Genomic DNA, 13,111 nt, shown 5'->3' with positions numbered 1-13,111 from the left:
AGTAATATTATGGCAATGCATATTGTATTGGTGGAACCAGAAATTCCACCAAACACAGGAAATATAGCAAGAACTTGTGCTGCAACAGGGACTACGTTGCATTTGGTCAAGCCACTGGGTTTTTCCATTGACGATGCACATTTAAAACGAGCAGGACTGGATTACTGGCCTTATGTAAACATTGAAGTGCATGAAAGTTTAGAAGATTTTTTAAAAAAATACGGCAAAAGAAATTTTTATTTAGCTACAACAAAAGGTGGAAAGATTTATACAGATGTTGTATTTCAAGATGAGGATATGATTCTTTTTGGAAAAGAAACCGCTGGATTGCCAAGGGATTTTATTCAAGCAAATGAAGAAAAGGCAATTCGGATACCAATGAGTCAGGATACAAGATTACGTTCCTTAAATTTAGCAAACTCAGCAAATATTATTTTATTTGAAGCATTAAGGCAGTTGAAGTTTCCGGATTTAAGATAATTTCAAGTTGAAATGAAAATTAACGAATTGATACAAACAATAAGAAAGAAGGAATTGCTTTGATGTTAACGATTATTTTTTTTCAAGTTCTTGGTGGAGCCGGGCTGCTGCTTTATGGAATTGAGATCATGAAGGATTCACTCGAACTTTGTACAGAAGGAAGAACGGTAAAGTTATTAGAATTATCTAGCAAAAATACTTTAAATAGTATTCTTGCTGGTGCAGTGGTTACAATGATAAATCAGAAGAGCAGTGCCACTACAGTTATGGTAGTTGGTCTTGTTAATGCAGGTATGATGTCTCTTGTGCAGGCAACCGGCGTTATCATGGGAGCCAACATTGGAACTACGGTTACCGCGCAAATATTAGCTTTTCGAATTGAGCTTTTGGCTCCTTGTATTGTTGGTGTTGCTGCAATATTTTGGAAGTATGTGAGCAATAAACGAGTGCAGTATATCGCAGAGATATTTATTGGCTGTGGCATTATGTTTATTGGAATTATTTTTATTGAAAGTGCAATGGAACCTCTTAAAATGACCCCTCAGATGCAGCCAATTCTGCAACGTTTGAGTCATCTTGATTTGATCGGGTATTTATATGTGGTCGGATTTGGTTTTCTATTGACTGCATTGGTTCGAAGCAGCAGTGTAATTACTGGCGTGATGATTGCAATGGCGGCGCAGGGGATGCTTACGATTGAAGCTGGAATTCCACTTATTTTAGGTCTTAACATAGGAAAATGCCTATCTGCATTGCTATCCAGCCTTGGAACGACAAGGACTGCAAAAAGAGCTGCAGTGATTCATTTGTTGTTTAACACCTTTGGAGCCTTATTAGTGGTTCTTTTTTTTCGAAACCCTATGGAAGATGCCATGCTTTATCTGGCCCCACACAGCATTCCGCGGCAGATTGCCAATGCACATACTTTTTTTAATTTAGGAACTACTATTATTTGTGCCCCTTTTGTAAGTGCTCTGGTTAAGGCTTCCGATAAATTAATACCATTAAAGAGGAAGGCAGAGACACATGAAGTCAGCAACTTAAATGTACGTATGCTAGAAACACCTAGCATTGCGTTGGCGCAAGTGAATAATGAGATTTATCAGATGGCTTCTTTGGCATGTGATATCTATGATCAAAGTTTTCAGGCAGTTCAAAAAACATCTGAAAGAATCGTTGAATGGGTTCATCAGGAAGAAGAAAATGTAATGAGAATGCAAAAAGAAATTGAAATCTATTTAGTAAAGCTTTCTCAAAAAAATATTACAGATGAACAACATAAGAGCTTAAATTTATTGTTAGGTGTAACTGGAGATGTGGAACGAATTAGTGATGTTTCTTTCAATATTTCAAAATTAGCACTATTTAAAAAGAAGAATAGCATTCATTTAAGTCAAAATGCAAAGGAAGAATTGGATGATCTTCATAATCGTATTATGGAGGTAGCAAATGGTATGGTTGCTTCCATTAAGGATGGAGATGCGGATCGTGCAAATAATTTGCTTGCAGTAGAAATTAAGATTAAAGCAATGGAAGAAGTCCTTCGTGAGAATCATGTAAAGAGATTGAACCAAGGCTTTTGTACTCCGGGATCCGGTGTTTTATACTTAGATTTAATCGGTCATATGGAACGTGTAGCTGAACATTTACGAAAAATAGGTATTTTTATTATTGAAAATGCAAAATACTAAAACGGTTTGCTAATTTGACGAATTCTTTTTTTTTCGTTAAATTTGTGGTATACTATATATCATAAGGAAATTTTTTCTTGACCTAAGCTAGATGGTATTTTCATAAAAAGAAAGGACGGGAATCATGAGACTTGGTTATGACTTAACAATTGAACAATCACAGAAACTAGTAATGACTCCTGAACTGATTCAAGCCATTCAGATATTGCAGTTTAATACCCAGGAACTGGATACTTATGTGGAAGAACAATTACTCATCAACCCTATTTTAGAAATTGATGGTAATCATTATGAAGCAAAAGAACGTGCAGGAGATTCTGATAATGAAATGGATCGGAGCATCGATGAGAAAGACTATAAAAAAAAGGACGAAGAATTTGATTGGGCCGAACATTTTAAAGAAAGAGAATACGATGACATCAGTTACAAACAGTGGGAATATGGTAGCTCAGGGAAAGAAGAGTATTCTTTTGAACAATTTGTTTCTTCGGATATCACACTTACAGAGCATTTAATGTTTCAACTGCAATTTGTTTCTATGAGAAAAAGTTGCCGTATGTTAGCTAAATATATGATTGAAGGGCTCGATGAGAACGGATATTTAACACAGAGTGTTGAGGAAATTGCAAAGCAATTTTCAATTATACCTGATAAGGTGGAAGAGGTTCTTAGGATTTTACAGGGCTTTGAACCTACGGGAGTTGCTGCAAGAGATTTAATTGAATGTTTGAAAATACAATTGCATAGTCAGGGAAACGATAGTCCGGTAATCGATAAAATTGTTGAGAATCATTTGGAAGATTTAGCTGGAAATCGTCTTTGTGCCATTGCAAAAGCAGTAAATTTATCGGTTAAAGAAGTGCAGGAGATTTGTGACTTAATAAAATCTTTAGAACCGAAACCGGGAAGACAATTCGGTTCTGCGCAAGAGACTCGTTATATTGTTCCGGACGTAACAGTAGAAAAAGTGGATGGTGAATATATAATTACGGTTAATGATAGTACAGCGCCACGTTTGAATATAAGCAGTTATTATCAAAAAATGCTTACACAATCGGATAAAGAGTCCAGTATTTCAAAGTTTTTAACCAGCCGTTTAAATTCAGCGCTTTGGCTTATTAAGAGCATTGAACAAAGAAGGCAAACCATTTATAACGTAGTAAGTGCGGTAGTAAAATATCAAGTGGATTTTTTTGAACAAGGTCAAAAACATCTTAAGACTTTAACTTTAAAACAAATCGCAGACGAGGTGGGGATTCATGAATCCACCGTAAGTCGTTCCATTAACGGGAAATATATGCAAAGCCCTAGAGGGGTGTTTGAGATTAAATATTTCTTTACTAGCGGCGTTTCAGCCAGCAGTGGTGAAGGAATTGCATCGGAAAGTATAAAAACTTTTATAAAGGAAATCGTAGATAGCGAAGACCCAAAAACACCATATAGTGATCAAGCCATGGTAGAATTACTTAAAGAAAGAGGAATTGACATTTCAAGAAGAACCGTCGCAAAATATCGAGATGAAATGCACATTCTTTCTTCCTCAAAAAGAAAGCGTTACTAGGTAATATAACCTAGAGGATTAGGGAGGTACAAAGGATGAAGACAAAAGTAGGAATCAATGGATTCGGAAGAATTGGAAGAAATGCCTTTAAAATTGCACAGGATAAGAATGTTGATTATGAGATTGTCGCTATCAATGATCTGACAACACCGTCAACACTTGCACATCTTTTAAAGTATGATAGTTGTTTTGGAAAGTTTCATGGCACTGTTGAAGCAACAGAAGATTCCATGATTGTAAATGGAAAAGAAATCAAAGTATATGCGGAAAAAGATCCTGAAAACATTCCATGGAAGGAGCTTGGCGTAGAAGTTGTATTGGAAGCAACCGGTATCTTTACAAAGAGAGCGGGCGCTGAAAAGCACATTAAGGCAGGTGTAAAGAAAGTTGTAATTTCTGCCCCGGCTACCGATGAAGACATTACGATTGTTATGGGAGTAAATGAAGAGAAGTATGATCCAACTGAGCATCATATTATTTCAAATGCTTCTTGTACGACAAATTGTCTTGCACCGTTTGCGAAAGTAATTGACAAAGAATTTGAAATAAAAAAGGGACTTATGACAACAGTACATTCTTATACGAATGATCAAAGAATTTTAGATCTTCCACATAGAGACTTAAGAAGATCAAGGGCTGCTTGTCTTTCTATGATTCCCACAACAACAGGTGCAGCGAGAGCTGTATCGCTTGTTTTACCTCAGTTAGCCGGAAAATTAAATGGTATGGCACTTCGTGTACCCACACCTGCTGTTTCCGTTGTTGACATTGTTATAGAGCTTGGAAGAAGTACAGATGTAAAGGAAGTAAATGCAGTCTTAAAGAGTGCTGCAGAGAATGAGCTGAAAGGTATTTTAGGTTTCTGCGAAGAATCTTTGGTTTCCATTGATTTTAAGCAAGATGATCGATCTTCCATTATTGACTCACAAGCGACTATGATGTTAGGTGATAATATGGTTAAGATTCTTTCGTGGTATGACAATGAATGGGGCTATTCTAACCGTGTGGTCGATTTAATTCAATACGTGATCACAAAAGGATTATAAAATGCAGTACTAATTAAATGGAGGAAAGAAATGAAAAAAACAGTCAGGGATATTGATGTAAAAGGAAAACATGTCATCGTACGTTGTGATTTTAACGTACCATTGAATGACGAAGGGACCATTACCGACGACATCCGTATCACTAGTGCAATGCCAACGGTAAATTACTTGATTCAGCAAGGGGCAAAAGTAATTCTTATGTCTCATTTAGGTAGACCGGATGGTGAGTCAAATCCAAAGTATTCTTTAAAACCAGTTGCAAAGCGTTTATGCGAACTTTTGGGAAAAGAAGTAAAATTTTCATCTGTCCCAGAGGTTGTAAATGATGAAGTGAAAAAAAATGCAGAGGCTTTACAGGCTGGAGATGTTATGCTTCTTGAAAATGTGAGATATCGGAAAGAAGAGACGAAAAACGGAGAAGGCTTTTCCAAAGAACTTGCACAGCTTGCTGACATTTTTGTAAATGATGCTTTTGGAACCGCACATAGAGCGCACTCTTCAACGGCTGGAATTGCATCGTTTATTCCTGCTGTATCCGGATTTTTAATTGAAAAAGAGATTCAGTTTTTAGGAAATGCAGTTGAAAAGCCAGAGCGTCCTTTCCTTGCAATTATGGGAGGAGCAAAGGTCAGCGATAAAATATCAGTTATCGAAAATTTATTAGATAAAGTTGATAGTCTAATTATTGCAGGCGGGATGGCGTATACTTTCTTTAATGCCTTAGGCTATGAAATTGGAACTTCCATTTTGGAAGCGGATAAAGTTGAGTTAGCATCATCCTTAATGAATAAGGCAAAGGAAAAAGGAGTCAAATTGCAGCTGCCTGTCGACATTCGTGTTGCAAAAGAATTTAAAAATGATTCTCCATCGACAATTTATGAAATGGATCAGATTCCGAGCGACTCTATGGGTATGGATATCGGGAAAAAGAGTATTGATATTTTTTCAAATATGATATCAGAAGCTAAAACTATCATTTGGAATGGACCGGTAGGTGTTTTTGAAATGCCGAAATTTGCAGAAGGAACAAAGGCCATTGCAGAAGCAATGGCGAAGAGTGATGCAGTTACTATCATTGGCGGTGGTGATTCTGCAGCTGCGGTAAAACAATTTGGAATGGAAGAAAAAATGACACATATTTCTACCGGTGGTGGTGCTTCTTTAGAATTTTTAGAAGGCAAGGAACTTCCGGGAGTTGCTGTATTACAGGATAAATAGGAGGAAAATCATGAGAACGCCTTTTATAGCCGGCAATTGGAAAATGTTTAAGACAACAAAGGATGCGGTTGCGTTTGCAACCGTGTTTCGCGAGTTATATAAAGATACCGATGTGAAAACAGCTATTTGTGCGCCGTTTACGCAGCTTGCTGCCTTGAAGGAAGCTTTTTCAGGAACTTCCATTAAGTTGGGGGCTCAAAATATGCATTTTGAAGAAAATGGTGCTTATACGGGAGAAATATCCGCAGCTATGCTGAATGAAATTGGTATTGATTATTGTATTATTGGGCATTCCGAACGTCGTCAATATTTTTGCGAAACCGATGAAACGGTTAATAAAAAATTACATAAGTGTTTTGAACATAATATTACGCCGATTCTTTGTGTAGGGGAAACCTTAGAACAAAGAGATGACGGACTAGCACTAGATGTCGTTCGTATACAAATGAAAGAAGATTTAAAGGGGCTTACTGCACAGCAGATAGTGAAACTTGTAGTTGCATATGAACCAATATGGGCAATTGGAACCGGAAGAACAGCGACTCCAGAACAAGCGAACGAAATGTGTGGTTTGATTCGTACGTCGATTGAAGAGCTTTATGGAGATGAGGTTTCTGAAGAAGTTATCATTCAATATGGAGGAAGTGTAAAACCTTCCAATGCAACTGAACTAATGAATATGGAAGAGATTGATGGTGCATTGGTTGGTGGTGCCAGCTTAAAGCCGGAAGATTTTATTCAAATTGTAGATTTTTAAATCTTAATAAAAGAAAAATGCGGATATAATATAACGCAATTAAGGAGGAAAGAAAACATGTCGTACATTGAAGACGTCCTAGCTCGTGAAGTGCTGGATTCAAGAGGAAACCCAACCGTTGAGGTGGAGGTGTATCTGGAAGATGGAAGTATGGGGAGAGCCATTGTGCCTTCCGGTGCGTCTACTGGCGTTCATGAAGCGGTTGAGCTTCGGGACGGCGACAAAAGTCGTTACCTTGGAAAAGGTGTAGAAAAAGCTGTAGAAAATGTAAATGATATCATTGCGGAAGCTATCGTTGGTATGAGTGCATTTGATCAGGTTGGATTGGATCAATTTTTAATTGAATTAGATGGTACACCAAACAAAGGTAAACTAGGTGCAAATGCCATTTTAGCCGTATCTATGGCAGTTGCTCATGCAGCAGCAGATAGTTTGGGTCTGCCGTTGTTCCAATACTTAGGAGGCGTAAACGGAAAGCTTTTGCCTACACCAATGATGAACATTTTAAATGGAGGAGAGCATGCGGACAATACTGTAGACATTCAAGAGTTTATGGTAATGCCGGTTGGCGCAGATAGTTTTAGAGAAGCACTTCGTATGGGTACGGAAGTATTTCATAGCTTAAAGGCAGTATTAAAAGGAAAAGGCTTAAATACTGCAGTTGGAGATGAAGGTGGATTTGCTCCAAATCTTGCAACTAACGAAGAAGCCATTCAGGTAATTTTGGAAGCCATTGAAAAAGCCGGTTACAAAGCTGGTGAAGATATCAAGATTGCACTTGATGTGGCGGCTTCTGAAATGTATGATGCAGATAAGAAGATTTATAATTTAAAGGGTGAAGGTGTTTCTAAGACAGCAGAAGAAATGGTTGCTTACTATGAAATGCTTGTTGATAAGTATCCGGTTATTTCAATTGAAGATGGTCTTGCTGAAGATGATTGGGATGGTTGGAAGCTTATGACTGACAGAATCGGTAAAAAAGTACAATTGGTTGGCGATGATCTCTTTGTAACGAATACGAAGAGATTGGAAGAAGGAATCAAGAAAGGCATTGCAAATTCTATTTTGATTAAGGTAAACCAGATTGGAACTTTGACTGAAACCTTTGATGCAATTGAAATGGCTAAGAAAGCAGGATACACTGCAATTGTTTCACATCGTTCCGGAGAAACAGAAGATGTTACGATTTCTGATATTGTAGTTGGCTTAAATGCAGGTCAGATTAAAACTGGATCTCTTTCCAGAACCGATCGTATTGCAAAATATAACCAGTTGCTTCGTATTGAAGAACTTTTGGATGTTTCTGCACAGTATGCTGGAGAAAAAGCGTTTTATAATTTAAGATAAAATATAATAATATTTTGTTTTGTTAGATTTACATTTTTTCTCGATGATTGTGGAAATTCAGGGAATTTGTGTTGATTTTTGCTTGATAATATGATAAACTCAAATAGTTAATCTAACAGAGGAGGTGCGAAGGTGGATTTATTCTTAAAGATTGTACTTTTAATTGTCAGTGTTGTATTGATTGGAAGCATTTTGTTGCAATCAGGTAACAGCGCAGGCCTTTCCGGTTCCATCGGTGGTGGTGCGGAGCAGCTTTTCGGAAAAAAGAAGAGCCAGGGCTATGAGGCGATTCTAAGTAAGATAAGCACCGCTGCTGCAATAGTCTTTATTATATGCTCGCTGGTATTGGTAGCATTTGAATAAGGACAGGACGGAAAAACAAAATATTTTTGCTGACAATATTAAGAGGTGTGTTTGCGCCTCTTAATCTTTTGGTTAGCGCACATTTTAATGGTACAAGTTGTACAAAAACAAACAGTTGAAGGAGGACAAAGTTAAAATGGAAGCATTAAAATTTGCCGCCCCTGTGGTCGGCATATTTGCTCTGATTGTTGCTTATGGTTTATCTGCATGGATTAGTAAGGTAGACGAAGGTACCGATCGTATGAAGGAAATCGCTGGATACATTCGTGAGGGTGCGATGGCATTCCTGAATAGAGAATACAAGACAATGGTCATTGTAATCGTGGTATTATTTATTGTTTTAGGAGTTGGTCTTCATAATTGGACTACAGCAGTACTTTATTTAATTGGTGCATTATTTTCTGTACTTGCAGGGTACTGTGGTATGAGAGTTGCTACTAAGGGAAATGTAAGAACTGCAAATGCGGCTCGTGAAGGCGGCATGAACAAAGCGTTAAAAGTAGCTTTCCGTAGTGGTGCCGTTATGGGTCTTTGTGTAGTAGGTCTTGGACTTTTAGGTATTGGCGGAGTTTTCGTTCTTTTAGGTGTAGACAGTGCAGAAGTAATCACTGGATTTGGGCTTGGTGCATCATCTATGGCATTGTTTGGTCGTGTCGGTGGTGGTATCTATACAAAAGCTGCTGACGTTGGTGCTGACCTTGTAGGTAAAGTAGAAGCTGGTATTCCGGAAGATGATCCAAGAAATCCGGCTGTAATTGCAGATAACGTTGGTGATAATGTTGGTGACGTTGCTGGTATGGGTTCTGACTTGTTTGAATCTTATGTTGGTTCTATCATTTCTGCTATTACATTAGCTGTCGTTATTCCAAGCATTACTCCTGCATTTGGCAGCGCTTTTGAATTGGATCCATTTTTAGGTTCTGTATTCCCGCTTGTACTTTCTGCAGTAGGTATTTTAGCCTCTATCGTTGGAATTATGTTTGTAAAAGGCGATGAGAAATCAAACCCGGCTTCTGCATTGAACATGGGAACTTATTTGAGTGCAGTACTTGTAATTATTGCATCTTTTATCATGAGTAAGATGTTCTTTAACAATTATAACTGTGCAATTGCCATTGTTTCCGGTTTGGTTGTAGGTACTGCAATCGGAAAAATTACAGAAATTTATACATCTGCAGATTATAACTCTGTTAAGAAAATTGCTGAGCAGTCTCAGACTGGAGCAGCAACTACAATTATTAGTGGACTTGGTGTTGGTATGCTTTCCACCGTATGGCCAATTATCATCGTTGCAGTTGGCATTTTAGTTGCAAATGCAACAGCAGGACTTTATGGTATCGCTCTTGCTGCTGTTGGTATGCTTTCCACAGCAGGTATGACTGTTGCAGTAGACGCATATGGTCCGGTATCCGATAATGCTGGTGGTATCGCTGAAATGTCTGAGCTTCCTCATGAAGTCAGAGAAATCACGGATACATTAGACTCTGTTGGTAACACAACTGCTGCAATCGGTAAAGGATTTGCAATTGGATCTGCTGCATTGACTGCATTGGCATTATTTGCATCTTATTCTCAGCTTGTTAAGTTAGATAAGATTGACTTACTTGATCCGTTTGTAATTGCTGGTTTGTTTATTGGAGCAATGCTTCCATTCTTATTCTCCGCTTTAACTATGAATTCTGTAGGTAAAGCTGCAAATCAAATGATTGAAGAAGTTAGAAGACAGTTTAGAGAAAACAAGGGCATCATGGAAGGAACTACAAAGCCAGATTATGCTCGTTGTGTTGATATTTCTACTGGTGCTGCATTGAAAGAAATGGTAGCTCCTGGTTTATTGGCAGTAATCGCTCCTTTGGCAGTTGGTATCATTATGGGACCTGCAGCTTTAGGCGGTATGCTTGCCGGTGCATTGGCTGCGGGTGTACTTCTTGCTATCATGATGGCAAATGCAGGTGGTGCTTGGGACAATGCTAAGAAGTATGTTGAAGCTGGTAATTATGGTGGAAAAGGAAGCGAAACTCATAAAGCTGCTGTTGTTGGTGACACAGTAGGTGATCCGTTCAAGGATACTTCCGGTCCATCCATTAATATCTTAATTAAGTTAATGACGATTGTAGCTGTTGTATTTGCTCCATTATTCCTATCTATTGGTGGAATTCTATAAAGCTTAATTGACAGAGCAATCAAATAAGAATTATATTATAAATTCATTGGCACTTTACCTTAAAACTTTTTAAGGTAAAGTGCTTTTTTATTATGTAGATAATATTGTAAAGCTACTTTTTAATATTGTAGCTTTTTTTAATTTTTGAAATTATAAATTAATTGTTGTTTTAAAACAAAAAAATATAAAAATATATGTTGACATTACCATAAAAAAAGGATATTATAAGAACAATTTAAAAAATAAATCAATTTTGAAAAAGGTGGTGTATTTCCAATGAAAAAATTTATGAGAGTTGCACTAGTGTTTACACTGGTGTTGAGCATGGCACTAGCCGGCTGTGGTGGTGATGCCAATAATGGTAGCGCAGAAAGTGACACAATTAAGATTGGTCTCAATTATGAATTATCTGGTGGTGTTGCTACATATGGTCAGAGTTCTGTTGATGGCATTAAATTAGCTATCGAAGAAATCAATGCAGCTGGTGGCGTTCTTGGCAAACAGGTTGAATTAGTAGAAGTTGATAACAAGTCAGATGCGGCTGAGGTTGTATCGGTAGCGACTAAATTGATGTCACAAGATGGTGTAGTCGCTGTAATCGGACCTGCAACTTCTGGAAACTTTAAAGCAGAAGAGCCAATTGCTACACAGTATGGTATTCCGGTTCTTTCCGGTTCTGCTACTGCGGATGATGTAACTGTGGGTAAGGACGGTGTAAAGGATTATGTTTTCCGTCTATGCTTCAGTGATTCCTTCCAGGGTACAGCAATGGCTACCTATGCTAAGGATAAATTAGCGGCAACAAAGGCTGTAATTGTGAAAGACAGCTCCAGTGATTATGCAGCTGGATTGGCAGAAAACTTCCGTGCAACATTTGAGAAAAATGGTGGAGAAATTGTAGCAGAAGAAGCTTATGCACAAAACGATAAAGATTTCAATGCCATTTTAACTAAGATTAAAAAAGAATCCTATGATGTTATTTTCTTACCAGGCTATTACCAAGAAGCTGGATTAATCATCAAGCAAGCTCGTGACTTAGGAATTACAGCACCAGTACTTGGCGCAGATGGATTCGACTCTCCAAAATTAACGGATTTAGCAGGAACAGCTGCGTTAAACGATGTATATTATTCCAACCACTATTCTTCGTTGGATGAAGATCCTGCAGTAACGGCATTCATAGAAGCTTTTAAGGCAAAGTTTGATAGAGATCCAGATGCCTTCAATGCACTTGGCTATGACTGTGGTAAATTCATTGTTGATGCAATCACTAGAGCTGGAGAAGCAAATCCAGAAAAAATTAAAGAAGCACTTGCTGCAACTGAAGATTTTGCAGGTGTAACTGGTTCTTTCAGTATGGATGAGAATCACAATCCAGTGAAGTCCATCGTTGTAATTAAACTTACCGATGGCGTACAGTCTTCTTCTGAAAAGGTTGGGTTATAAGGTAGAAGATTAAAAATATGAATTTAACGGGTACACTTAAAAAATAACGAATATGACATCTGGCGTAGGCTAGTTAAAGAATTGAGTTAGGGTGGAGTCGCTTCACCCTAATTCAATTCTTATTAAAATATTTCGCAGTAGAAATGGGGGTGGATGCCTTGGAACAATTAATGCAGCAAATTGTAAATGGAATTTCTTTAGGAAGCATTTATGCGCTGATTGCTCTTGGGTATACGATGGTTTACGGAATCATCAAATTAATAAATTTTGCACATGGTGATATCTACATGATTGGAGCTTATATAGGTTATGCAGCAATTACTTTTGCACATTTAGGTTTTTTTCCTGCAATGGTAATTTCTATGATAGCCTGTGGGCTTTTAGGTGTTATTACAGAAAAAGTTGCATATAAACCATTACGAAATGCATCACGAATTGCTGTTTTGATTACAGCAATTGGTGTTTCACTCCTAATGGAATATGTAATGATGTTTTTTGTATCTCCTGATGTAAGATCTTATCCGGCTGTACTTAATAATAAAGTGTTTCACATTGGAAATGTTATTGTGAATACACAGCAGATTTATATTATTGTGACAGCGATTGTATTAATGGTAGTTTTACAATTTATTGTTCACAAAACAAAAGTTGGAAAAGCAATGCGTGCTGTATCCATTGATAAGGATGCAGCAGAACTAATGGGAATCAAAGTAGATCAAACGATTTCCTATACCTTTGCAATCGGTTCTGCAATGGCAGGAGCAGCAGGGGTATTGGTAGGTCTTTATTATAACTCAATCGATCCTCTAATGGGAATTATGCCCGGTTTAAAAGCATTTGTAGCAGCTGTTTTTGGCGGCATTGGTATTATTCCGGGAGCAATGCTTGGAGGTTTGTCCATTGGAGTGATTGAGACGATGGTATCTGGATATGGAAGTTCACTTTTTAAAGATGCTGTTGTATTTGCGATATTAATTTTAATATTAATTTTAAAGCCAGCAGGAATTCTTGGCAAAAATACAAGGGAGAAGGTGTAAG

11 protein-coding genes are annotated in these 13,111 nt (G+C 37.7%); all 11 read left to right on the top strand.

The features are described from left to right. Positions 1-9 precede the first annotated feature (9 nt). The 11 genes from trmL to I2490_RS09705 all read left to right on the top strand — a co-directional run bounded on the left by trmL (position 10) and on the right by I2490_RS09705 (position 13,110). On the top strand, positions 10-480 hold the full coding sequence (gene trmL, locus I2490_RS09755) for a tRNA (uridine(34)/cytosine(34)/5-carboxymethylaminomethyluridine(34)-2'-O)-methyltransferase TrmL (RefSeq protein ID WP_206459505.1): 471 nt from the start codon (positions 10-12) through the stop codon (positions 478-480). Between the two features lie 62 nt (positions 481-542). Then, complete coding sequence (locus I2490_RS09750; protein ID WP_206459504.1) at positions 543-2,171, top strand: Na/Pi cotransporter family protein; 1,629 nt, start codon at positions 543-545, stop codon at positions 2,169-2,171. Between the two features lie 124 nt (positions 2,172-2,295). After that, positions 2,296-3,732 (top strand): RNA polymerase factor sigma-54, encoded by a 1,437-nt coding sequence (gene rpoN, locus I2490_RS09745; RefSeq protein ID WP_206459503.1) that lies wholly within the window; start codon positions 2,296-2,298, stop codon positions 3,730-3,732. Positions 3,733-3,767: 35 nt separating this feature from the next. After that, positions 3,768-4,778, top strand: coding sequence for a type I glyceraldehyde-3-phosphate dehydrogenase (gap, locus tag I2490_RS09740; protein ID WP_206459502.1), 1,011 nt, complete (start codon positions 3,768-3,770; stop codon positions 4,776-4,778). 30 nt (positions 4,779-4,808) lie between these two features. Then, positions 4,809-5,996, top strand: coding sequence for a phosphoglycerate kinase (locus I2490_RS09735; protein WP_206459501.1), 1,188 nt, complete (start codon positions 4,809-4,811; stop codon positions 5,994-5,996). A gap of 10 nt (positions 5,997-6,006) precedes the next feature. Then, positions 6,007-6,753 (top strand): triose-phosphate isomerase, encoded by a 747-nt coding sequence (tpiA, locus tag I2490_RS09730; RefSeq protein ID WP_206459500.1) that lies wholly within the window; start codon positions 6,007-6,009, stop codon positions 6,751-6,753. 57 nt (positions 6,754-6,810) lie between these two features. Then, positions 6,811-8,100: a phosphopyruvate hydratase gene (gene eno, locus I2490_RS09725; RefSeq protein WP_206459499.1), complete on the top strand. Its 1,290-nt coding sequence runs from the start codon at positions 6,811-6,813 to the stop codon at positions 8,098-8,100. A gap of 132 nt (positions 8,101-8,232) precedes the next feature. Further along, complete coding sequence (gene secG / locus I2490_RS09720; RefSeq protein ID WP_206459498.1) at positions 8,233-8,463, top strand: preprotein translocase subunit SecG; 231 nt, start codon at positions 8,233-8,235, stop codon at positions 8,461-8,463. A gap of 136 nt (positions 8,464-8,599) precedes the next feature. After that, positions 8,600-10,627 carry a sodium-translocating pyrophosphatase gene (locus I2490_RS09715; RefSeq protein ID WP_206459497.1) on the top strand — a complete coding sequence of 676 codons (2,028 nt, stop codon included), beginning with the start codon at positions 8,600-8,602 and terminating at the stop codon, positions 10,625-10,627. A 276-nt stretch (positions 10,628-10,903) separates the two neighbouring features. Further along, entirely contained in the window at positions 10,904-12,073 is a 1,170-nt protein-coding gene (locus I2490_RS09710) for an ABC transporter substrate-binding protein (RefSeq protein ID WP_206459496.1), read from the top strand. Between the two features lie 158 nt (positions 12,074-12,231). After that, positions 12,232-13,110: a branched-chain amino acid ABC transporter permease gene (locus I2490_RS09705; protein WP_206459495.1), complete on the top strand. Its 879-nt coding sequence runs from the start codon at positions 12,232-12,234 to the stop codon at positions 13,108-13,110. Position 13,111 lies beyond the last annotated feature (1 nt).

The sequence above is a fragment of the Anaerovorax sp. IOR16 genome, from assembly GCF_017168145.1.
GTDB lineage: Bacteria > Bacillota > Clostridia > Peptostreptococcales > Anaerovoracaceae > IOR16.
The sequence above is the reverse complement of the archived record's forward strand: the minus strand, read 5'-3'. Positions and strand labels throughout refer to the sequence as shown.

What these genes read in the sequence shown, in the direction of transcription:
- rpoN (WP_206459503.1), top strand. Translation starts at nt 2,296, where the DNA reads ATGAGACTTGGTTATGACTTAACAATTGAACAATCACAGAAACTAGTA.
- gap (WP_206459502.1), top strand. Translation starts at nt 3,768, where the DNA reads ATGAAGACAAAAGTAGGAATCAATGGATTCGGAAGAATTGGAAGAAAT.
- I2490_RS09715 (WP_206459497.1), top strand. Translation starts at nt 8,600, where the DNA reads ATGGAAGCATTAAAATTTGCCGCCCCTGTGGTCGGCATATTTGCTCTG.
- trmL (WP_206459505.1), top strand. Translation starts at nt 10, where the DNA reads ATGGCAATGCATATTGTATTGGTGGAACCAGAAATTCCACCAAACACA.
- I2490_RS09735 (WP_206459501.1), top strand. Translation starts at nt 4,809, where the DNA reads ATGAAAAAAACAGTCAGGGATATTGATGTAAAAGGAAAACATGTCATC.
- I2490_RS09710 (WP_206459496.1), top strand. Translation starts at nt 10,904, where the DNA reads ATGAAAAAATTTATGAGAGTTGCACTAGTGTTTACACTGGTGTTGAGC.
- I2490_RS09750 (WP_206459504.1), top strand. Translation starts at nt 543, where the DNA reads ATGTTAACGATTATTTTTTTTCAAGTTCTTGGTGGAGCCGGGCTGCTG.
- tpiA (WP_206459500.1), top strand. Translation starts at nt 6,007, where the DNA reads ATGAGAACGCCTTTTATAGCCGGCAATTGGAAAATGTTTAAGACAACA.
- eno (WP_206459499.1), top strand. Translation starts at nt 6,811, where the DNA reads ATGTCGTACATTGAAGACGTCCTAGCTCGTGAAGTGCTGGATTCAAGA.